This window comes from Pseudoalteromonas sp. J010, from assembly GCF_003934235.1.
GTDB classification, from domain to species: Bacteria; Pseudomonadota; Gammaproteobacteria; order Enterobacterales; family Alteromonadaceae; genus Pseudoalteromonas; species Pseudoalteromonas peptidolytica.
In genome coordinates this window covers 18,994-43,278 of sequence record NZ_RDBW01000007.1, presented here as the reverse complement: position 1 = coordinate 43,278, position 24,285 = coordinate 18,994, and the positions used below count along the sequence as shown (strand labels likewise).

General features: G+C 46.3%; 12 protein-coding genes. 3 read left to right on the top strand and 9 right to left on the bottom strand.

The window, feature by feature from the left end; translation table 11 throughout:
• Positions 1-42 precede the first annotated feature (42 nt).
• A complete protein-coding gene (locus EAG18_RS05145; protein WP_125251331.1) occupies positions 43-4,659 on the bottom strand; it encodes a non-ribosomal peptide synthetase in 4,617 nt (1,538 codons plus the stop codon).
• 235 nt (positions 4,660-4,894) lie between these two features.
• Here EAG18_RS05145 and EAG18_RS05140 point away from each other — a divergent pair, with 235 nt between their 5' ends.
• Positions 4,895-7,057: a TonB-dependent siderophore receptor gene (locus tag EAG18_RS05140; protein ID WP_125251330.1), complete on the top strand. Its 2,163-nt coding sequence runs from the start codon at positions 4,895-4,897 to the stop codon at positions 7,055-7,057.
• A 57-nt stretch (positions 7,058-7,114) separates the two neighbouring features.
• On the opposite strand, the gene EAG18_RS05135 is transcribed toward EAG18_RS05140, so the two are convergent.
• From EAG18_RS05135 to EAG18_RS05120, 4 genes are all read right to left on the bottom strand, one after another.
• Positions 7,115-9,538 carry a penicillin acylase family protein gene (locus tag EAG18_RS05135; RefSeq protein WP_125251329.1) on the bottom strand — a complete coding sequence of 808 codons (2,424 nt, stop codon included), beginning with the start codon at positions 9,536-9,538 and terminating at the stop codon, positions 7,115-7,117.
• 130 nt (positions 9,539-9,668) lie between these two features.
• Positions 9,669-14,060, bottom strand: coding sequence for a type I polyketide synthase (locus tag EAG18_RS05130; RefSeq protein ID WP_125251328.1), 4,392 nt, complete (start codon positions 14,058-14,060; stop codon positions 9,669-9,671).
• 3 nt (positions 14,061-14,063) lie between these two features.
• Positions 14,064-19,289, bottom strand: a complete 5,226-nt coding sequence (locus EAG18_RS05125) for a non-ribosomal peptide synthetase (protein ID WP_125251327.1) — start codon at positions 19,287-19,289, stop codon at positions 14,064-14,066.
• A 152-nt stretch (positions 19,290-19,441) separates the two neighbouring features.
• A complete protein-coding gene (locus tag EAG18_RS05120; protein ID WP_125251326.1) occupies positions 19,442-19,645 on the bottom strand; it encodes an MbtH family NRPS accessory protein in 204 nt (67 codons plus the stop codon).
• Between the two features lie 468 nt (positions 19,646-20,113).
• On the opposite strand from EAG18_RS05120, the gene EAG18_RS05115 reads away from it, so the two are divergent.
• The gene (locus tag EAG18_RS05115; RefSeq protein WP_125251325.1) at positions 20,114-20,626 is read left to right on the top strand and encodes a sigma-70 family RNA polymerase sigma factor; all 513 of its coding nucleotides are present in this window, start codon (positions 20,114-20,116) and stop codon (positions 20,624-20,626) included.
• A gap of 21 nt (positions 20,627-20,647) precedes the next feature.
• Here EAG18_RS05115 and EAG18_RS05110 read toward each other — a convergent pair whose 3' ends face one another.
• The gene (locus EAG18_RS05110) at positions 20,648-21,085 is read right to left on the bottom strand and encodes a TerB family tellurite resistance protein (protein ID WP_125251380.1); all 438 of its coding nucleotides are present in this window, start codon (positions 21,083-21,085) and stop codon (positions 20,648-20,650) included.
• A gap of 54 nt (positions 21,086-21,139) precedes the next feature.
• On the opposite strand from EAG18_RS05110, the gene EAG18_RS05105 reads away from it, so the two are divergent.
• Entirely contained in the window at positions 21,140-21,514 is a 375-nt protein-coding gene (locus EAG18_RS05105; RefSeq protein ID WP_125251324.1) for a hypothetical protein, read from the top strand.
• Between the two features lie 78 nt (positions 21,515-21,592).
• Here EAG18_RS05105 and EAG18_RS05100 read toward each other — a convergent pair whose 3' ends face one another.
• The 3 genes from EAG18_RS05100 to leuC all read right to left on the bottom strand — a co-directional run bounded on the left by EAG18_RS05100 (position 21,593) and on the right by leuC (position 24,270).
• Positions 21,593-22,183 (bottom strand): hypothetical protein, encoded by a 591-nt coding sequence (locus EAG18_RS05100; RefSeq protein ID WP_125251323.1) that lies wholly within the window; start codon positions 22,181-22,183, stop codon positions 21,593-21,595.
• Between the two features lie 87 nt (positions 22,184-22,270).
• Positions 22,271-22,870 carry a 3-isopropylmalate dehydratase small subunit gene (leuD, locus tag EAG18_RS05095; protein WP_125251322.1) on the bottom strand — a complete coding sequence of 200 codons (600 nt, stop codon included), beginning with the start codon at positions 22,868-22,870 and terminating at the stop codon, positions 22,271-22,273.
• Positions 22,867-24,270, bottom strand: a complete 1,404-nt coding sequence (gene leuC, locus EAG18_RS05090; RefSeq protein ID WP_125251321.1) for a 3-isopropylmalate dehydratase large subunit — start codon at positions 24,268-24,270, stop codon at positions 22,867-22,869. The genes leuD and leuC overlap by 4 nt, the downstream gene beginning before the upstream one ends.
• Between the last annotated feature and the right edge of the window lie 15 nt (positions 24,271-24,285).

Here is a 24,285-nt window from a genome sequence, read left to right as displayed (position 1 = left end):
CAAGCGCTAGGCTTGGCTTTTACTGTTGTGCTATCGCAGCTATTACTTAGCTTTAAATTTAGCAAACTTATTTGACTTGGGTTTATGGCCGCTGGCAGCCGAAAGCGTTCGATAGTGCTCGCTGATGGCCGTATCTGGCTGAGCAATCAATGACAACAATAATGTGCGCCACTGCTGCAACCACACACGCATCGCTGATCCGTCATACAATGCCTTTCTATAAAGCCAAGTACATTCAATCTCATCATTAGGCGTGACAAATAACGCATTCGCAAACTTACTATACTTAGGTAAGTCGATCACCGCTGGCGTAAACGACACGCCTTGAGCTTGCCAGCTTGCTTTGGGTGCGTTTTGCATCACAAATAGCTGCTGTAAAATTGGCGCATTAAACTGATCCCGAGGTGGATTTACCTGTTTAATGATTTCATCCAGACTCAGTAATTGATGCTCCATCGTCGCTGCGAGTGTATGGTGCACGGTTTTTACCGCGTTCGCCATTGAGGTCGTTGTTGATAGCTGTGTTCTCACTGGCAGCACTTTCACAAAATAACCAATGATTTTTTCTAACTCAGGGATTTCTCTGCCCGCTAAGTCGGTCCCTACCACTAAATCTTGCTGTTTAGTTACGTACTGCAAAAACAGTAAATAAGCGGTCATCATGACTGAATTTAGCGAAACATGTTGTGATTGTGCAAATTGCCGCAATTGCTGGCTTTGCGCTTCAGAGAACACCAGACTTAGCTCTGCTCCAACATCACTGGATTGCTCTGACAGTGGTTTGTGTGCAGGAAATAACGACAAAGTCGGAGCATCACGTAATGTATTACGCCAATAACTTTGCTGCGTTTTAGCTTCCTCACTCTGTAAGCGCTGCTGTTGCCAATGTGCAAAGTCGTCATACTCAAATATCAGTTCAGCATCCTTATCTTGATGGCTACCGCCATACAAATTGCTCAAAGACTCAATGAAGATCGCAATCGACCAACCATCTGAAATAATATGGTGCATATTAACTAACAAGCGCAGGTGTTTTGGTGCAAGCCAAACTGCGTTCACTTTCACAAGTGGGGGCGCGGCCAAGTCAAATTGATGTAACGACAACTGCTGTTGCTGATGTGCCAGCGCTTTGGCTTTAGCCTCATCATCTAAGGCACTGAAATCGAACTCTTCGATGACGATGCGTGTATGCGCCGCGGCGTTTAGCCTAATTTCACCATCCACTTCAGCAAACCACGTACGTAGTGCAGATTGTTGCTCAACAAGCTTATCTAATGCCAGCTGTAGCTTTGTTACATCAAGTTCGCCGTGCAGATCCACCCCTCCAAACATGTTGTAACTCATCGCTTCGCCTTTATTCAACGCCAACTGGTGTGCAACCCACAAGCTTCTTTGTCCAGGGGATGCCAAAGCAGGTATATTTTGCGGCCTTTTTTCCAGTGTCAGTATCGCACTCTGCGGCTGATTAATCGCGTCTGCAAACTGCTCTAGCACCGGATTCAGCAATAAGGTCTTAAGCGGTACAGCATAGCCAAGCGCTTTACCCAAAGCGGCAATAAACCGTAAAGCAATAATAGAGTCGCCACCGAGTTTAAAGAAGCTATCGTGACGACTTATCTGCTCAAGGCCAAGCTGCGCTTGCCAAAGTCTGGCTATCAGCTGCTCCATTTCCCCCTCTGGCGCAATATAGTCGCGGGTTAATTGGAGACTGGCTTTAGGTAACGCGGTTTTATCTACCTTACCATTGACGGTTAGCGGAATGCTGTCTAAGGCGATAATATGCGCAGGGAGCATATATTGGGGTAAATGCTTTTCGAGATGACTAAGCGCCCCGGGCACATCAACTTCGCTTGCAACCACATAGCCAATGATCCGAGAGTGAGTCGCCCCTTCCTCTACTATCGCTACCGCCTCGTCAACATTTGGTAGCGCGCATAGCTGGGCTTCAATTTCTGCCAGCTCAATACGATAGCCTCGAATTTTCACTTGGTTGTCACTGCGACCAAGATAAAGCAAAGTGCCATCGGCCTCATAACGCACTATATCGCCTGTCCGATAGAGCCGACTACCGTCATCACTAAAAGGGTTGGCAATAAAACGCTCTGCCGTTAAATCAGCACGACCTAGATAACCTTGTGCTAAGCCAGCGCCAGCAATGTATAACTCGCCAACCGCATTCGCAGGGCAATGGTTAAGATATTCATCTAACACAAACAGCGCGGTATTGTTCAGTGCGTTAGAAATAGGTTGCACCGTATGCGCGGCACAGGATTGTGGGGTCACTAAAAATGCGGAGCACCCCACCACAGTTTCCGTTGGCCCATACTCGTTAATAAAGCGACTATTGATTAGATGACGTTGCAACTTCGCCACTGTCCCCGACATCAGTTTATCTCCACCGATAACAAAGCAATGATGCAGCGAAGAAGTGATATGACGACCTAAGCTCAGCAAGCCATCAAGGTGTGCGGGAGTGAGCTTAAATAATGTATTGTCTGTTGCCTGTTGAATACACTCTGCAACTTGCTCCAGCAGTCCGTCATCTTGCGCAATCATATCAACACGTTTACCAGCATAAATAGGTACTAGTAAACTGGTGATTGTGGCATCAAATGACAACGTTGAACTGACCACGGCTCGTGAGCATGTTGCCATGTAGCGCTCGCAGGCATCGGCTAAGTAATTATTTAATCCGGCAAACGTCACTGCTACCCCTTTTGGCAGCCCAGTTGAACCTGATGTAYAAAGCACATAAGCCAGTTGTTTGCTATGACGTAATGGCGGCGTTAATGGCGCAGGCGTTTGTGCCATTAACTGTTGATACGGCACCTGCTCACATTGTATCGCTAGCGTCGTTTCAAGATCCGAAATAACCAATGCAACTTCACTGTTCTCTATTAAATACTGTTGTCGCGATTCAGGAAGTGAGGCATCAATCGGAACATATGCCATGCCCGCTTTTAGCACCCCAAAAATACTTACCAGTGCGGTAATATCGCGCGACATTCGCAGACCCACACGGCGCTGTGCAAGTATTCCTTTACTCTGTAGTATTGCAGCCACTTTATCGCTAAGCTGCACCAGTTCACCATAAGTCAGGACACCGGATTTACCTACTACAGCCACCTGTTCAGGCTGTTGTTCACCATAGTATTGTAACTGTGCGAGCAGATCGGCACCTGGTTGAGTCGATTCACCGATAGGCAAACGGCTTGCTGTATCGCTTTGCCATAAACTTGCTTGTGTAATTGGTGTTGTCGAACATGAAGTCAGGTGGTTGAGTGCGGTAAAAAACGCTCTCTGGAACTGGGCGATAAACGGTGCTTGATAAAGCTCTTCTGCATAATAAAAGTGACACTGAACCTCTTCATTTTGTACATCGATAACATCCAAATGTAAGTCAAAAGGCATAGTAAAGCGATGTGCCTGCGCATGACTGAGTGTCGCGTCACGTAACTGTTTGGCGCGCTGCTTATCACGACGCAGATAGTTGAACATCACTTGAAAGATCGGATGGGTGCCGTTCACTCGCTCAACCGCCAGTGCATCAATGAGCTGCTCAAAGGGTAAATCTTGGTTAGACTGCGCAAAATGGTGATGCTGCTTGGCTTGCGCTATGAGTGTCGAAAAACTATCGTGCTCAGTAACACGTAGCGCACTCACTTGCGTATTCACAAAAAAGCCTATCACTTCTAAGGTCTCTGCTATATGGCGATTTGCCACGGGGACACCGACTAAGACATCTCGTTGACCACAAAAACGCTGTAGTGTCATTTGAAAAACGGTCAGCATCACCAAGTAAGGCGTGGTGCCAAAGCGCTCAGCGGTACTACTCACCGCCTGCACTATGTTCTCTGTCAATGTGGCGCTATGCGTCGCCATTGTGTAAGTCTCTAGACGCCTTGCTGACTCCGCAGCTGGCAACGTGATGGCCTCTATTTGTGTCGGAAGCTGCGCCACCCAATTGCGCTTTTGCTGCGCGAGCTTGGTGCTGTTGTCTTGTGTCGCTTGCCAGCGGGCATAATCGATAAAGTCGACTTGTTTTTGTGTCGCAGGCGCTTTTCCGAGCGTATATGCTTGGTAAACATCCACAAACTCATCAAATAAAATTTGCATCGAAGTGCCATCAGTGATGATGTGGTGCATCACAATCAGCAATTCACAGCGGTTGTCGTGATTCACCAATACTACCCGCAATAGCGGCTCTGATAATAGATCGAATGGACGCATTGCATGGCTTAACTTATCAGCTGGTTGATTGGCATTTGCTTGCGCCATTGAGACCACTGAAAATTCAAAGTTAAGTTGTGGATTTTGCTGCTGATACACCCCAGCTTCGGTTTCGCAGAACTGGATCTGTAGTGCGCCATGGCGCGCCTGCAACACGTCAAAACTGCGTTTGACCAACTCCGCATCTAATTGCCCATCAAAGTGCAAAGAGCCAGCTAAATTATATGCTTTATCATGCGGAGCAACTTTCCAAGCATACCAAAGGCGCTGCTGAGCCGCGGTCAAAGGCGCTTGTTCTTGTATCTCAGAGCGACTTAACAAGCTAACCTGAGCCGCATTTGCTCTTTGTTTTATTAGGTCATTTAGCTGTTGGGTTGATGTCGAGTGTAGCCGTGATTTTCGTTGGCGCTTTCTCGTTGGTGCTTCCACTTTCTTGTCTCCAGTTTAGGACAATGCAACTGCCATTTTTACTTGGCAAGTAGACGAGTGAAAAAATGAAAAAAACAGTCGCAAATAAAAATGATTCCTTTTACTAAATTTTTGTTTCGACTTTTCGTCCTACGGGTGCGCGCCAAAAGTGCGTTTTATACCAATTTGCTTAATAAACCATTAAGTCAAAATGGCATAACTGGCCAAAATAACAAAATCAGGAATGAAAAAACCCATGCGAAGCAAAGCTCATCAATCAGCAGCATTATCTCTTATGCTGTCACTGATATACTTCTCACCTACTACTTTAGCCAATACGCAGAACAGCACCAAAAACATCGAACGGATTGATGTGGTTGGTCAACCAATTAAACGTAACTCAGGCCCAACAGGTTTGGACCTTACCATCAAAGAAACCCCACAGTCTGTCACGGTATTAAGCCATGACTTTATCGACGATTTTGAGCTTGATGATCTGGAAGATGTCTTAGTTCAAGCAACTGGTATTTCTCGATATAAGTTTGGTGCAGGTGATAATACCGAATTTACCTCTCGCGGTTATCTTATCAATGCGTTGGTAAAAGATGGCTTACCAACCTCTATTGCAGGCCCTCAAGAAAGTCGTTTAGATACCATTGTCTATGACCGCGTAGAAGTACTAAGAGGTGCTGCAGGCTTAATGGCTGGAGCAGGACAGCCATCCGCGACCTTAAATGTGATCACTAAACAACCCGACAGAGATGGTTTTGTTGAAGTCGGTGCTGAGGTTGGCTCTTGGAATAAAGTGCGCTCGCATCTTGATGCAACTGGTGCGTTAACAGATGATAAAGCGCTTGCTGGCCGCCTTATTCTTGCTTATGAAGATAAAGACAGCTTTGTAGACAAAGAAAATAGCAACAAAATCGTTGCTTACACTCAGCTACACCATTATTTTTCTGATGATACTGAAGCGTCATTCACCGTACATTACCAAGATAGTGAACTAAAGCTGTCACCTTGGGGACTACCTATTTTTTATTCTGATGGCTCATCGGTAGAAATTGACAAAAAAACCAATCTATCTTCACCGGATAGCTTCAATGGCAATACTCATCAAAGTTACCACTTTAAATTATCGCATCAGCTCAACTTAGACTGGGCGCTTAACTTTGGTGCGCAGTACAGCAAAACAGAAGCTGATATTACCATGACCTACTTTAGTGGTAACCCTGACAAGCAAACAGGGTTGGGGTTACAAGGTGGTGATCGTCGCTGGGTAGAAACTGTAGATGGTACCAACTTTATTTTAGGTTTAGTGGGCCGCTTTGAGCTATTCGACCGCTCGCATCAGGTCAATGTGACTTATCTCAATGCTGACTTCGAATCAACGGATGATCGTTATGAAGAGTTGGACGCAAACAAACGCACCGTTTTTTATCCACTTCAGTCAATTTATAATCGCCACCCGGCTTCACACTTGAATGCGACCGACAAGCAATTTATTGGTTATTGGGATAAAACAACAAAAGAACAAAGCTTGGCCATCAGCAGTAAATTGGTTCTTACTGATGATCTACACGCAATCGCAGGTATCAAGTTTTTCGATTATGAACGCACCAATGAGCGTGACTTTGCGTGGAGTGGCTTCTCTAGCGATAAAGGAGATGAAAGCGGTGAAAGCTTATACCTAGGCTTTGTTTACGACATCAACGAACAAGTTAGTACATATGTCAGTTACACAGATGCTTATGAACCTCAGCTAGACAAAGTTGACGTAAACCTAAAGCAACTTGATCCAATCACCGCACGCAATATCGAAGTAGGCGTGAAAACGAATCTACTTGATGACCGTTTACGCCTAAACGTGGCTTATTTTGATAGCTTAAAAGAAGACTTTGGTGTCGTTATTCCTGAGTATGCGGATCAAAGACCAGCAAGGTATCGCCCTGTAGATGGTGCAGAAGCTGATGGCTTTGAAATCGAACTAAATGCGGATATTACTGATAACTGGCAAGTTAACCTTGGCTATAGTGATTTTGATGTCGTTGACGAAAACGGCGAAGACATTAACCTATATGCACCAAGACAAACACTCAATGTCAGCACTAAGTATACCTATGAAGCTTGGAGCTTTGGCTTAAACGCGACATGGGATACCGACAGAAAAGTAGACATTCTTAACGTACCGGGCGTTGACCTTGGCCTTCCAGCCGGTGGTCGTCGTGGTGCCGTACGTGCAGAGCAAGACAGCCAGACCCTGATCAATGCTCATGTTAAGTATGATTACTCAAAGCAGCTTAGCTTCAAACTAAATGTCAGTAACTTAACTGATGAAAGCTTCTACGATACTTACGGCTTCGTACCGAAGAAGTACAGTGAACCTCGCGCATATAACTTCAGCGTAAAATACCGCTTTTAATAGCGGTTGACCAAAAAAGGGGCTAGCAGCCCCTTTTTTAATGTCTTTACAAAATAGTTATTGCTTAATAACGGTTGTCGATATTTGCGTCGTGGCAATGTCAGCAGCTTTAAAAGGTAACGTCACCAACTTATTCTGTTCACTATAATGGCGGGTTTGATCATTACTATTCTCTGCATCTGGATGTTGTGATTGAGAATAGGTTAACAGGCCCTGTGCCTTCACTCCTGTTTGCTCAAAGTCCACAACCATCATCCAACTCGAACCAAAGTGGAGCTCGTATCCACGTTGTGACAACCCACTCCACAGTGGCCTGTTATTGTATGGCGTTGTTACAGATGGCGTTGCCACAGGTGCAAATATGGTTTGGTCAAGGCGATTTTGCGTTGCAAATACATTTAGCCCCCCCTCAACGTTCATATTACCCTGCCACGCAAAACGCTGCCCATGCTGTTCAAAGAATTGTAGCTCTCCAAGCGATGCCTCCAGTGTAAAGCCTGCATGGCGAATAATTTCACCCGCGATAGCCAGCTCTTTAAATAACGCTTCATCAATCCGAATATTGCGCGGCGTATTCACGGGATCTCGCGCATCAAAACTGACTTCAAAGTCTTCCCTATCATTGACTCTTGCAACAAATTCCCGCACTAGATGCGCCGCAATCGATGTTTGATTGAAGTGCCCATCCCATTTTTGCAAGGCTGCACAGCTTGGCGCGAGCGCAATTGATTGCTCATCAATCGTGATGGTTTTGCGTTGCCAACCTTGTTTACAAGCGGCAATGACATCGTCAATTATTGGAGTTATAAGCGCAGTATTCGATAACAAAATGGTCGCCACTTCATCAGCACTGAATTTATTATCAGCCCCGACTGGGTGACTCACTTTAGCTAGGGAATGTCGTGTTCTGCGACTTTGCAATACACTGTGTTGACCATAAAGTGGAGAAACTTTAGCTATCGGTGCACTCGCATTGGCGAGCCAATATGAGTCATTTGCATTTTGCACGTAATCTGTACGTGTTAGCTTTGGTTTTGCTTCATACGGTACACTTTGCTGATAATAATACGCCGCCGAGTCACCTGGCAGCACTGGGACTCTGAACTTTGCAAAGTACTGCTTCGCCTGCGCGTTATCATTGAGATACTGTAATGCAATTGGCGGAAGGTCTGGCACATTGGCAGCATCGATATAAAATGTTTGTCCGTCTTTATCGGTATAAATCACATTATTAAACATCAAGCCATTGTGATCTTTAAAAGTTTGTTGGAACTCAGCGAGTGTTTGCGCTTTATTCAATGCCAACCAATGATCGATTGCCGCAAAGCTATTTATATTGGTATTTTTTAATACATAGGCATGTTGCTCACTCCACTCTAACACTTTAGGGATTTCGACCAGCATGCCACCTTCAGCTTTATACACAGGTTTGTGTAGTCTGTATATTTCACCTGAATCACTAAGCACTTCAATTGAGACATCCTTGACCGCTATCTGCTTCGTTTCGCCGTCAACAACATATTTTAATGGATCTGTTGCATCGAGCGTTAAACGATAAATTACACTCTGTGTTGAAGCTGAGTAGGTATGGCTCCACGCGATATTACGGTTAAAACCAATATTTACCGCTGCGGGGAAGCCAAGTAACGATGCCCCCATTACATCTAGCTGACCTGGAATGTTGGCATGATACGCCCAAAAACGCATTTGCCCGGTCATAGGAAAGTGCGGGTTTGCCATCAATAACCCTTTGCCATCATCACTCAGTGCACCACCAATTGCCCAAGCATTAGAGCCTTGAGTAACAAGCGTATCTGCACTTGGGACAGCAGCAAGGGGAGCGGTCAGTGAGACTGGCTTCGCTGCACTTGGCAGCCATTCATTAGCCTGTCCAGGATGTGCTTGTAAGATAGCCGTTGCAAACTGCCCAAGACTGGCTCCACTGCCTGCCGCGGCGATATTAGCAAGTACGTCAATTGCGGTGATTGGTTGCACCCAGTTTTGCCCTTGGCAGGTCGGCTCTAAACTCGCTTTACCCTCTTCTACCTCTGCGAGATACAAGTTAAAGCCCGCCGCAAAGCCCTCTGCTGCTGCTTGTGTATCTTCAGAAAGGTGGGGAAAGGCTAACTTAGCTTGCTGGTGAATATCGGCAATCTTAAACAGGTAATCAGACATTACATGACGGTTGTCGCCCGCACGATGCAAGTCAGCACCCAAATATTTAGCGCGCTCACCACGTACTCGCAAGTAACTATCCGCTAAAACACAAGCATGATCTTGTGCTTGTGCATAGCCAGAGCCAAAAGCCAAAGAGCGCAGATCATGCGCTGTAACATGCGCAATACCAAACTCAGTACGCGTGATCTTCGCTTTAAGCTTGCTGTCGTCTTGTTTGTTATTACTTTGAATTGACGAGTAGTCGGCCTGACATGCTACGGAGCCAAATAATAATAATGGAATGAGCAGTGTATTAGAGTTCATACCTATCCTTTTCTTGTTACTGGGTAATAAAACCAATTGAAGTCGTGCTGCAATTGGTTTCGAGGGGGAGTAAATCACTTGTTTAAGATGAGGTGAGATATAAAAAACGGGTGATTATCACCCGTTTCAGTTATTGATTTTCTAGCTCTGCGACCAGCGCTTCCTCAACTAGAAATGCCAAGTTATCAATCGTGGGATCTTCAAAAAAGGCAGCTGGTGTGATTTCAACAGCAAAGATTTGCTTTGCTTTTGCTATCATCTGTATCGCTATCAGAGAGTCTCCACCTAACGCAAAAAAGTTATCGAAGATACCAACTTCTGTATAACCAAGAGACTCACACCACAAGTTAGCTAGGCGCTGCTCCAGCTCGCTTTCGGGCGCTTCAAACTCAACATCCAAAGATGGTCGCGCTTTACCTTGTGACGTCAGCGGCTGCGCAGAGTCAACGCGACTCAGGGTCTCAAGTAATGCTTGAAGTTTGATTTCACGCTGCGCCCAACTCATGGCTGCGGCATAAATATGTGGTACATCACTTGTCAGCGCCTGCTTGAATAATGCTGCGCCTTGTTCACGACTTAAACCAAGCCCACTTGCCACTTGCTGCCCTGCGGCCATGCCTATGTTGTCCCATCCATCCCAGTTAATAGTGCAAACGGGAAATGGTAACGCGCGATAAGTGACGGCATCAAGATAGGCATTCGCAGCGCAATAGTCACTTTGCGCAAACGCCCCGAGTACGGAAGCGAGCGAAGAGCACAGTATCATTTTTGCTAACGAGTGCTGTGCAAATACGGTCAGTAAATTGTCCACACCCGAGACTTTTGCCGCCAATGTCATCGTCACTTGCTCAGCGGTTAGCTGTGGCAGAACGCCACCTCCAGCAACTCCTGCGGCATGCACAACATGCGTAATACTGCCTAAGTTGGTCTCAGCTTTATAGACCGCATCGCTCAACTCGGTTAAATCAGTAACATCACCTTGTAATACCATTAAATCAGCTGCTGTGGTTTGTAATGCACACAACTGCGTAAACAGCGCCCTTTCATCTTCTGTGTCAGCGTTCGCTGCCAGTCGCTGCCATTGTGTTGGATCTGGTATTGCTCTGCGACTGAGTAGAGCAAGTTTATGTCCTTGCTGTGCAAGTTGCTCGGCAAGAACAAGGGCTACACCGCCTAGGCCGCCGGTAATAAAGGTAACGGCTTGCTCAGTGCGGGCTGGCACTGCTGTCACCTCCGCCAGTGTCTGTTGTGACAAGCTAAAGGCGTTTTTACCACGGATAGCCACTTCCACGCTCTGATCGTAAAGTAAATGCTGAAGTAACGTCGAATTGAGCCTATTGTTCGCGGCGTTGGCAATCGCTTCATCAACATCAAGTACTTGTATTGCTAACTCTGATGCTTCGTGGCGCAATGCCCGCGTTGCACCTAAAAGTGTCGCTTTTTGCGGTGATATGGCTTCATGTCCCAACACCGAAAATAGCCCAGTGGTCACAAGGCTTACCGCGGTTTTGTTAGCCACCGCCCATTGAAACAGTGCCAAGTGGCTCGAAAATGCCAATACATCATCACCGAGTAATCTTAAATCAAGGACTCTGTCGATGCTGCCAGATTGTGCCGTAATCACTTCTAGGGTTTCAGCTTGTTGCGTATCGCCACGGTATACTTGCGCCTGCTGCTGTTCAAAATCACGACTATGCCACAGCTGAAGTACTGCAACTTGCTGAGCTTGAAGTGCGTTCACTAGCACACCGCAAAGTGGGCTATCATCACAAATCACCAGCCATTGCTCTGCGCTCGGCACTTTGCTTGCGCTTGGTAGCAGTGGCGTTTGTTGCCAGATTGGCGTAAGTAACTCAGGGGGAGTGTCTTGCGATCCAACAACCTGTGCTTGTAACGGCTGTGCCTCTTGCCAAAAACGCGTATCTGCAAATACATACTCTGGTGTGATCATCATTTGACCACGTGGATAGTCAGTGACTTGCTGCCAGCTAATCTCATGGCCGCGCTGCCAAAGTGCCGCAAGCGTGTTGATAAAAGGAGGAATGGCCGCTTTCAGATCTCTTACATGTGCAATTGAGTGTAGCGCGAGTACTTGCTCACCAAGATTCTGCATGCTGAGTTTTTGCAACGTATCGCCAGGGCCTGCTTCTATTAGCACTGGGCATGATTGCGCTAGCGTTTGTACACCTTGGGCAAACTTAACTGGCTTGCGGATATGATCCAGCCAATACTGTGTTGACGTTGCTTGAGTCGCCGTGATCCACTCTCCGGTAACATTAGAGACAAATGGCAGTGTTGGGGCGTGTAGCTCAACCTTTGCTAGTGCCTCTGCAAACGTTGCCAACACCGGTTCTGTCAGGTGGCTATGAAATGCGTGAGAAACGTGTAAACGTGTACAGCTTATTTGCTGCTCTTTTAAGGTGCTTTGCAGCGCTTTGATCGCTGCTTTTGTCCCTGCCACCACCGTATTTTGAGGGCTATTTTGCGCGGCAATATCTAACTCAGAATGCAGATAAGTCTGTACTTGCTGCGCACTTGCCATCACCGATAACATCGCCCCTTCTGACATTTGCTGTAGTGCTTCACCGCGTGCGATGACCAGTGTAATGGCATCATCTACCGACATAACGCCAGCCAAACACGCAGCAACATATTCGCCAATGCTGTGGCCTAACATTGCATGTATTTGCACGCCATGCGCCTGATAACATTTCGCCATCGCATACGCCACAATAAAGAGTGCAGGTTGTGTAACTCGGGTTTGATTTAAGAGCTGATTGGCTGCCAAAATCTGCTCATCTGATGGGAAAAACACGGCTTGTAGCTCCGACTGGAGCTGACTTGGCACGCGTGCCATTACATCATCAAAGTGCGTTTTAAATGCAGTGATATTCTGGTATAGAGGCTGTGCCATCGTGACATATTGCGAACCTTGACCTGAAAACAACAAACCAACCGGTTCAGCTTTCGTGGTGGTACAATCAATCTGCTCACGACTTAATATCTCGAGCGCATGAGTCGCATCTTTCACCGCAATAGCATGGCAGGCTGACAAGCGACGCTTCTTGTGTTGTAACTGCGCCGCAACCAGAGATAGCTGCTGCGGGTGCTGCTCTATAACTTTAGCCAGCTGCTGGCACTGTTTTTTAATACTGTCTGGGTTAGCCGCCGATATAGGCAAGATATGCCAAGGCGCGGTGTCACTTGTCCCCTCACCCTCGGGCGCTTGATACTCTTCAACAATCACATGTGCGTTTGTTCCACCCATGCCAAGCGAGCTGACCGCAGCCCTGCGAGGAACATCACTGTGCCACGTTTGCACCTGCTGCGGTAAATAAAAAGGACTCGCCTCAAAGTCGATTTTACTATTGAGTGGCGTGCTGTGGATACTCGGTGGGATCTCTTTATGGCGTAAAGCTTGTATTGCTTTAATTAAACCTGTTACGCCAGCCGCTGAGTCTAAGTGACCAATATTCGCTTTGATTGAGCCAAGCGCGCAGTATTGTTTTTCAGTGTGTTGATATGCCTGCGATAAGGCGGCGACTTCGATAGGATCGCCAAGCTTAGTGCCTGTACCGTGGGTTTCTATGTAGCCAATTGAGCGGGGATCAACATCAGCAAACTCGAGCGCCGCACGTATTGCACCCGCCTGCCCTGTGACACTCGGTGCGGTGTAGCCTACTTTGTCTCTACCGTCATTATTAACCGCCGAGCCTTTGATCACCGCTAAGATATGGTCGCCATCCTCTATGGCTTCCTCAACACGTTTGAGTACCACAGCAGCGCTACCGCTACCAATTAAAATGCCATCCGCGTGCTCACCAAACGCGCTCAATTTACCGCTAGTCGATAAACTTCCACCTGCTGGGGCAAGGTAGCCTTGGTCGTCTAGCAGATTGAGCCACACCCCACCTGCAAGCGCACTATCACACTCATAGTTTTGCAACGCGCGACAGGCCATGTGCACTGCCACCAAAGAAGTTGAGCAAGCAGTTTGCACCGTTACCGCCGGCCCAGTTAAATCTAATTCATAACTGATCCGAGTTGCCAGTGCGTCTTTTTCATTTCCATTGGTGAGCGCCAATAAGCTAGTAATGTCATTATCTTGCTGCTGGGGAAGTAGGTGTTTCAGCAAATATGCAGGCACACCACATCCTGCAAATACGCCGGTAAACTGGCCTGCTTCCATTAGGCCTGCCTGCTCTAACGCATGCCAGCAGGTTTGCAAAAATAGTCGCTGCTGCGGATCTAACTGGGTGGCTTCTTTTGGTGTGTAACCAAAAAATTCAGCATCAAACTGATCTTTATTGGCAAATGGGATAGCTGCCTTCACATAATCGGCATGTTCACGCTGTGCTTCGCTTACCCCCGCGGCTGCAAGCTCGTCGTCAGTGAGGGTGTTAATCGCGCAGTGGCCACTACGAACGTTGTGCCATAATGCGTCAACATTATCCGCATCAGGAAAGCGGCCTGCCATACCTACCACGGCAATATCTAAAGGGTTAAATGTTTGCTCTGTCATCGTTTATGCTTCTCTTGATTTTCGCTTCTTGGCAGCAAAGGCATTCATGGCTTGCTTTTGTTTTTTACTATTTGGCGCGTTTGACGACGCAACTTGGGTGCTTGACTGACTGGTTAAATGAGCCGCTAAGCTGGCAATACTGGGGTATTGGAATAGATCCGTTAAGACTAATGATGGGTGATCTTGTTTTAGCTCATCGAAGATAGCCATTAACATCAATGAGTGACCGCCTAAGTCAAAGAAGTTTTGCTCCATGGCAATGGCATCGCGCTGTAGGTGGCGCGCAAATACTTGCAGCAACTGTTGCTCTAGTGCACTTCCTGTTTGTTGTGATAACAGCGGTTCAACAAGTGTCGATTCGATGTTGGGAAGCTTATGACGCTCTAATTTCCCGCTATCAGAAAGCGGTAACTTATCAAGCACTTGAATCACATCTGGGATCATGTAATGAGGTAAATGCTGTTGCAATGCTTGCTTTAACTCAGACTCACAAGTGTGCTCAGCCTCAACAAATGCGACGAGGCTAGCAGTGTCTTGACCTTCTCTAAGTTGAACCACGGCGTGATTGACCTGAGGCAACTTACTTAGTTGTGATTCGACTTCTGAAAGCTCGACGCGAAAGCCTCTGATTTTCACTTGATGATCGCGACGACCAATATATGCTAACTGATCACCTTGCCAACGCACTAAGTCGCCCGTAGCATACATGCGAGCACCATCGTCTCTAAATGGATCAGCAATGAACTTACAAGCGGTAAGTGCACTTTGCTGCCAGTATCCGCGAGCAAGAATGTCACCACCAATGTAAAGCTCACCAACTTCACCATGGGGCACTAACTGTAATGCCGAATCTAAAATATAAAGCTGCCGCCCCTGAATTGCCGTACCTACAGGTACAGTCGTCGATGAGCCAAGTGTGCGACAATCAAACACACTGGCTTCAACCACTATTTCTGTTGGTCCATAGGTATTTAATAATTTCACATCGGCCAATCCAGCGACACGCCAATCCGCAATGCCGCTAACAGACATGGCTTCACCACCAGAGTGAACTTGGCGTAGGTGAGGCAATACCAGCGCGCCATCACGCTTAGCTTGCTGTGCCCATGATGCAGCAATTGAACGCCAATAAGCGGCGCTGAGATCCATCACGCTAATATGATGGCGCTTTGCTTGACGATACAAGGTTTGTGCATCCCACAGTGCGTCTTCTCTGAGCACTACTGTTGCGCCGACAGTCCAAGTTGGGAATACCTGCTCAACAAAGGCATCGAAATTGGCAGTTGCAAATTGCAGCACCACGTCATTCACTGTTAAGCCAATAAAGTCGATGGCCGATTCAATATATTTTGCCAATGCGCCATGCGCTATCGCGATACCTTTTGGTGTGCCCGTAGAGCCCGAGGTATAGTTCAAATACGCCACGGTATGCGGATTTGTAGCGCTAATTTCATTGCTGTTATCGCTATCCAAAGTCTCAAATAACTCAGCAGGAGTGTAAACGCCACCCGCACAAGTTATATTGACTTTGCTACCATCACTGATGAGCTTGCCACAGTTTGCATCCTTCAGCATGAACGCCAATTTAGCATCTGGGAAGTTGACATCTAATGGTAAATAACCCGCGCCGGCAAGCAGACATCCTAAAGTACAGGCTAACATCTCTGGTGTTCGTGGTAACAAAATACCAACGACCAGCTCTTCGTCACGGCCTGCTGTATTAAGCTGACGAGCTACGGCATGTGCCCGTTGCCACAACCAGCTGTAGCTGTAATTTTGGTCTCGATAAATAATGGCTGTTGCGTCTGGATTGGTGTTGGCATGATGTGCCAATTGTGCCAGCCACTGAGGTGTTGCTTCGCTGCTCGCTTTACCTTGACCCAGCGCTAATAACTCAGCGGGCTGTTTTACCGTCGTCAGCTCCGCGATTGCTTTTTGTGGCGCTTGAGTAGCATGCTCAAGTACCGTCAACCAACTTTGTATAAAGGTCTGCATTTGCGCGTCTGAAAATAGCGCACTGTTGTATTGCAGCTCGATATCAAGGTGACCGTCATCAAACAATTTTGAGTCTACACTAAAGTCAAACTGCGCTTGCTGATTGAGTGCCTCCACACCTTCAGCACGCAGTGATGTACATGCACCCCATGGGTTCGCTTGGTATTCCACATGGTTCAGCATGAACTGGAATAATGGGTTTTTCCCCAATTGGCGCTCTGGGTTTAGCACTTCAACTAACTTTTCAAACGGATAGTCTTGATGTTGCTGCGCCTCAAGGGCACGCTGCTTAACCTGTGCTAGCACTTCAGTGAATGACATCGCAGGCTGGATATGTGCGCTAATCACTTGGGTGTTGACAAAAAAGCCCAACATTTCTTGAGTAGCAGCACTACGACGGTTTGCAATCGGGACGCCAATTCTTGGCTTGGCCTTGGCGTATAAACGATAAAACGTGACTTGCAAGGACGCCAACAACAGCATATACAAACTGGCACCTTGTTGATGAGCGAAAGCCTGAAGCTGCTGCACCTGACGATACTCGATTCGTTCGCCAAGTAGCGCAGACGCAGGCTCTGCTAAGCTATTGCCATACTGCGGTGTAATAAGTTCCTCATCCCCATCACCTGACAACTGAGCCAGCCAGTATGCTTTTTGCTGCAAAGCTTCTGCGCTTTCAAGCCAATCTTGCTGCCACTGAGCGAAATCACCATATTGCAATAACGGAAGTGCTTGCGCTGTCTCCACCCCGTCTTCCAAAGCTTGATAAGCCTCAGCGATTTGCTTAAGTAGCAGTTCAAATGACCACGCATCACCAACGATATGGTGCATAGCGATCAGTAATCTATGCTGCTGTGGCGCAACTTTTATCAGTGCTACTCTGAAGCACTCCCCCTCTGCAAGTGCGAAAGGTGTGCGATACCACTGTGCTATCCACTGCGACTGTATATCTTGCGTACACAGTGATAAATCTTCTTCACACCAAACCATTCCACGAGAAGACGCTGACTGTCGCCACATACCATCACGACTTTTAATAAATTGCTGTCGCAAGATAGGATGGCGTTCAAATACTGTACTACATGCCTGCTGAATATGCGCATTGGACAAGGCGCCGGTTAACGTAGTTTTTGCACCAATATGATAGGCATTACTGTCTGGCTGTAATTGCCAAAGGAATAGTTGCCGTTGCTGCTGAGCACTCAATGGATAATCTGTTTGTTGAGACGGCTGCAATTGTATTTGCGTGCTGAGTTGCGCTTTGTTTTGTTTTACGAACTCGCAAAATGCACCAAATTCTGGTGCGGTGAACAAACAAGTGGTGTCTAATTGACAATCAAACTGGGTTTGTATCGCAGCAATTAAGCGCACCGCTTTGAGTGAGTTCCCGCCCAACGAGAAAAAGTTTGCTTTATCACTTGTGACTGGATAGTTGAGCACTTGCTGCCACAGTTGGGCAATGGTCAATTCAAAATCAGACCACTTTTCAGTGTTACACTCCGCCATAGTGAGATTGCGCAGCGCTTCGCTATCAAATGCCCCATACGGTACCAACCGTTCACGTTGATACAGTTTGAGACAGGCACTACGTTGTAGTTTGCCACTGGAGGTTTTCGGTAACGTGCCTTGATCTAGTAACAGCACTAACTCGGGACTATGTCCGAATTGGGTACTTACAAAGTTTCTGATAACTTCTGCGGTGTGTTCAGCCGCAACTGAGTTGCGGTAACTATTACTGGTTTCAATCGCAAGACCGATCCCTTCACCCGTTTGGGTACTGGGTACCGGAAACGCTGAGACTCGACCTTTGCGTACAAAGTTTAGTTCCGCCTCAATGATCCTTTCTATATCTTGCGGATAAACGTTGTGACCATTCATGATGATCAGGTCTTTTTCTCGTCCAGAAATAAACAACTGACCATCATAGATGTAACCGACATCACCGGTTCTTAACCAACGCTTACCGTCCAATTCTACAAATGTTGCTTGTGTCGCAGCTTCATTTTGCCAATACCCTACAGCAATGCTTGGGCCTGCGGTCCATATTTCGCCAATTTCACCATCATCAAGACGCTGCTGTGTATGCGGGTCGCTAATACGCAAAAAATGCTCGCTGGCAACCACACCACATCCAACCTGATGGCGGTATTGCTCGGTATTTCGCCAATCCTGACTCGGCACCTCAGTTGCTTTTCCTGCTGCCAGTGCTTCGCTATCAAATGCAGCAACATATGCCCCCTGTCCTGCGTGACTACCTGTCACCATCAGGGTACCCTCGGCAAGACCGTAGCAAGGGTAAATGGCTTGCTTGTCCAACCCACATACAGCAAAGCGCTCTGCAAAATCAATCAAGGTGTCATGCCGGATAGGCTCAGCGCCTGAAAAAGCAACCCGCCAATGACTAAGATCTAACGTTTCCATTACCTGTGGTTTGATGCGCTCTAAGCATAAGCGAAATGAAAAGTCAGGCCCGCCAGAAATCGTTCCTTTGTATTGACTCAGTAACTGCAACCATCTCACTGGTCGTTCCATAAAGTAACGAGGTGACGTCAATACCAGCGGATAACCAACAAAGAGTGGCTGTAGCAGGCCGCCAATTAGTCCCATATCATGAAACAGCGGCAACCAACTAATCATGACGTCATCAGCGGTTGTGGCCATTCGCTCGCAAATAACGCGCTCATTGGCAATCAAGTTTTCATGGCTGACCATAACGCCTTTCGGAGCAGCAGTAGAGCCTGAGGTATATTGCAAAAAAGCAATGTCACTTGGTGCAACGTCAGCGCGCTCGGCTTTGCCATCAAATGGCGCAAGCGTATCAACACTCAACATCGAAGCATCGGGAGTTTGTGATGTCAGCGCTTGCACCGTGTCGCTAAAACGTGATGTGGTCAGGATCAAGGTCGCACTGGCGTCTTTAGCAATCCCTATCGTTCGCGCTAGGTGTTGTGGTTTTGTTGACTCTGGAGGAAAACTGGGAATAGCGGTGATCCCACAGTATTGGCACGCTAAAAAGCTGGCTACATATTCAATGCCGGTTTCCATCAAGATTAGCGCTCTGTCGCCTATCTTTGCATGATGTTGAAAGTGACCTGCAAGAGACATTACCTTGTCTAGTAATGCTTGATAACTCCACTGTGTGGTTGCTTTGCGTTCGACACATACTAACGCAAGTTGCTCAGGTTGAGCTTCGGCATGGCGCGCAAGGTAGTCTGTAATGGTAATGGCAGACATAGATTACTCCGAGGATCTCCGATGTTTATAGCAGCACATGGCTAATTGAAAACGCTTGCTAACGAACAAAATTGGACAATATGGGCTCAATGATGAAACCTAAATTCCATAAACCCATCGACATTAAATAGATTAAAAAAGAATGCGGATGATTAACTAGAAGATGCCTGACGCAAGCTCAGCGGTCTCATATCCACCCAGTGTTCGTTGATAAAATCAAGGCAAGTCTGCTTATCTCCTTCGCAGCCAGCTTCTTGCCATCCTCCAGGGATAGTTTTATAACTTGGCCATAAAGAGTACTGTTCCTCATGATTTATCAATACTTTAAATGTGCAATTCTCATTATCAAAGCTCATAACTTTTCACCCAGACTGTAAATAAACTAAGTTGCTAGCAATGACGCCTCACGGACAAAATTATTTAGTTTTATTTATTCGTTAATACTGTGCTGCCTCACAGCCCAATTAACACAAAAGCCCAAATAGAAACCTTAAATCAAAATAAAAAACACATTAATAACATTAACTTTTAGCATTAATCACACTGCATTCACGGCGAATACCCCACTATTTTCTCTATGACTCACGGGCCATAATGGATACAAAAATTTACTTACCCGCTTTAAAAACAATAAGTTAGAAATTAATTTATCTACCTCTCCAGCTGAATACCCAAAACAAATACTTTTGTTAATTTGAAGAAAAAACAATACACAAAAAGTAAACTTTTCACTTGACATGGCTCCCAGATAAAAAATAGAATAACTGATAATTATTATCATTTGCATTGTTGTTATTTTTGGAATACTTAAGGAGTAAGTCGCTGTGTCTCAATTTGCGCTAAAATGGTCGCGTGTTATTTCTGAAAACGAATCAAAATTACTTGTGTACCTAAGCAGTATTTTGCGCTGTCCATATTTGGCAGAAGATGCCCTGCAGGATACTTATATTAGATTGGCTGGTATGTCTAATTGTCAAAACCTAGCAGTCAAAAATGCAACAAGCTTTTGTTATCAAGTAGCAAGAAATATCGCCATTGATATGCTCAGAAAGTTTAACCGTGAAAATATTGTGGATATTGAGGCAGGTCATCTAGAGCAACTTACCGATCAGCAGGTCGATCTTGAAGCAAAATATGAGAATGAACAGCTGAGCGGAAAAATCAATGAAACGATTGGAAAGCTCTCAAGACGCCACCAAAACATTCTCTCCTTTTATCGTAATGGTCGGCTAAAGCAAAAAGAGATTGCCAGCCTTTATAAAATCTCTCCAACTTTAGTCAACTTTATGATCAAAGAGGCAATCAGCAGCTGCCAAACAGAGTTAGTCAGTCATTAATGGCAAAAGCAGCGAATTAGCTTAAGGTTTAGCTCTGAGCTTAGCGGCAATAAAATCGGCATGTGCAACGTAAAATAGACCGGCAATTTTACGAATAATATGGTCTTCATGACTGTCTAGCTCGCCATCTGCATATGCCACATGCCACAGCAGCTCTATTACCTCGATGCGCTCTACATCATTGGTATGGTTGTTTATCTGTTTAGCAAATGAGTACATGTCCACTGCTTGCTCGACCAACTGCTGCGCCTCATCAATAAGGGTTGTGACTTGAGCCTGTGGTAATTCACAACGCGTTTTTAGCAGCTCTGCGATTTTATCGAACTCTGATTGCTGCAACTTACCGTCCGCTCGCATTACCTCCACCAACAACGCAGCTAAAGCAGTGTTAAAATCGAGCTCTTCTTTTGAAGCGGTTTCTTGCAAGCTTTGGAACAGCTTTTTTAGTTGGTTAAGCAAGTTGCTCATCTCCTATGTGATATACTATGAATGTAGCAGATTAAAAGGATAGTTATGCCTAAGTTATCATTAAGACCAAGCGCGTTAAAGCTAAGTTCCCTAACAGTGGGTGTAGCATTACTTAGCGCATGTCAATACACTCAGGTGCCAAAAGGTGAGGCTGAGAAACACTATGATTTTGACCATAAAGTCCATTATGAGCAAATCACTTATAGTGATATCTACTTTAAGCTGGCTATAAAGCCTGATAGTTATGCACACTTCAGGCAGCAAAGTGTGTTCTTGCTACGTCACGCAAAACGCTTATGCCAAGGTGCTCACCCACAAGTGACATTACTCAGTGGTGTACAAGATTTTGACAGGCTCCCATTAGAGCCAAGACCCTATCAAAATGATTTAACAGTTGAAATAAAGTGTGTGGCAAGGTAATCACACACTTTACTTTGGCTCTTTATTGCATAGTTAACCTAATCTTCGAATAGTTAGTATTACAACTCAGCGCTGAACTTAGTCTTTATATCCCCATGGTGCTTTTGGTGCAGTCACCGGCTTCGTTAAATCAAAGTCGACACGAAACTCTCTTCCCTCACGAACTAAGCGATAGGTGAACTGCTCTGGGTAAATATACATTTGCCATGTATTCCCTACGGATTGAGGGATCCCTTGCTGGATGAATAGCTGTTTTGAGTATTCATCCGCTGGGAACGACTGCACTGTGTTATACCCTGCATCTAAGGTATGCCCACCATACATAGTAGAAACATCATCGCTACCATCTTCATGACGGTGGTCGTGCTTTAGGCTTAAACCGCTGCCTGTTTTGGTGATGATCCACGTCCTTGACGCATCTTTACCTACATGAAACGGTACCTGAAGCTCAGTATCACTGCATTTGCGAACGTGCATCACAAGGCGCGCATCGCTAAAGCTGCTGGGACCTTGATTATCTACTGTTACTTTACCTTCATAAGCTTTGCCACAATGCGCTTTGATACTATCGAAAAACGCATCATGACTAGGAATTGAAACCAGCGGGGCTGGACGCGCAAACGCTGCGCAACTCAACGTCGTGAGTAGCGCGAAAGTTAATTTTTTCATGGGAGACACCTAAAACAAATAAAGCCAGAGCTTAATCAGCTTCTGGCTTGGTGGCAAAATTATTCGACCAAATTGAGTAAACAAGTATTATTGCCAAGGTCTTGTCGTAGCCAGCTGCTGCTCAAACGCATCAATTTGGGCATTTAATAATTCGGTCTCACCAATAAAATCAAGGCCACTCAAAAGCCGTGCTTTAATGTCTTCTCGCACCTCAAAGTCAATTGGCGTAATACCTGTTCCGCTTATCTGCTGCGCTTCTAGGTCAATACTCAAATGCACTTGTGATTGTTGCTCACATGCGTCGAAAAGCGTATCTAGCGTACTGGCTGGTAGCGCAATGCAAAGCATCTGATTATTGCCACAGTTGTTAAAGAAAATATCTGCAAAGCTCTCGGCTAAGATCACAGTAAAGCCATATTGTTTAAGTGCCCAAGGAGCATGCTCACGAGATGAGCCACAACCAAAGTTATCGCGTGTTAATAAAATTGATGCCCCTTGATACTGTGGGTAATTTAACACAAAGTTGGGATCTGGCTGACCTTCATCAAGATAGCGCCAGTCATAAAATAGCGCTTTGTCGAAGCCGTCACGACTGGTTGAAGTTAAAAACTGCTTGGGAATGATTTGGTCCGTATCAACATTATTTTTGTCTAGTGGCGCAACTAGGCCCTTGTGAAACACGCTCATGACGCCTCTCCTCGAATATCAGTAAAGTGACCTGCAATTGCTGCTGCGGCAGCCATTGCTGGACTCACCAAGTGCGTACGACCGCCTCGCCCTTGGCGCCCTTCAAAGTTACGGTTTGAGGTTGAAGCACAGCGCTTTTCTGCACCAAGGCGATCGTCATTCATCGCCAAGCACATCGAGCAGCCCGGTTCGCGCCACTCAAATCCTGCCGCTTTAAAAATATCGGCTAAGCCCTCTTGTTCGGCTTGCTGCTTTACCAAGCCAGATCCCGGGACAATAAGCGCTTCAACACCTGCTGCTACGCGTTTACCCGCTACCACTTGTGCCGCAGCGCGTAAGTCTTCAATCCGGCTATTGGTGCAAGAGCCAATAAATACAGTATCAACTTTGGCATCGCTTAGCTTTTGCCCTGCTGTGAGGCCCATATATTTCAGCGCGCTGCGCATCGCATCTGCTTTAACTAAATTAGGTTCATCGTCAGGGTTTGGGACTAAGTCATTAATCCCAATGACTTGCTCTGGGCTTGTTCCCCAGGTTACTTGAGGTTGCACGCTATCAGCGTCTAGCTCCACGACACGATCAAATTCGGCATCCGGGTCACTATGCAACGTTTGCCAGTAGCGCACCGCAGCATCAAAGTCTTCGCCTTGAGGTGAAAATGGACGCCCACGTAAATATTCAAATGTCTTTTCATCAGGTGCGATGAGCCCTGCCTTCGCCCCCATTTCAATACTCATATTACAGAGCGTCATTCGCGCTTCCATCGACAGTGCTTCAATGCCTGTGCCACAAAATTCAGCCACATAACCCGTGCCACCAGCTGTGCCTAATTGCCCAATCACAGCGAGGATCAAGTCTTTTGCAGTCACGGTCGGGCGCAATACACCGTTCACTTGGATCTTTAACGATTTGGCTTTTTTCTGTTGTAATGTTTGTGTTGCCAGCACGTGTTCAACTTCTGATGTACCAATACCATGAGCCAGCGCCCCAAATGCGCCATGTGTTGAAGTATGACTATCACCACACACTATGGTTGTGCCTGGCAAAGTGATCCCTTGCTCCGGCCCCATTACGTGTACTATGCCTTGGTTAATCGAGTTTAAGTCATACAGTACAATACCAAACTCTTCACAGTTTTGTGCCAAGGCTTGTAGCTGGTTTTTACTCACATCACTGGCTGCATCAAGGGAGCGACTTTTAGTCGATACATTATGATCCATCGTTGCAAAAGTTTTATGTGGACAACGCACGGAACGGTTCTGCTCCTTCAATCCAGCGAACGCCTGCGGTGAAGTAACTTCGTGTACAAGGTGACGGTCGATGTACAGCAGATCCGTTTGTTCATTTAAATTGGCAACTACATGGGATTGCCAAACTTTATCGTATAATGTTTTTGCCACTTGCTCTTACCCTTA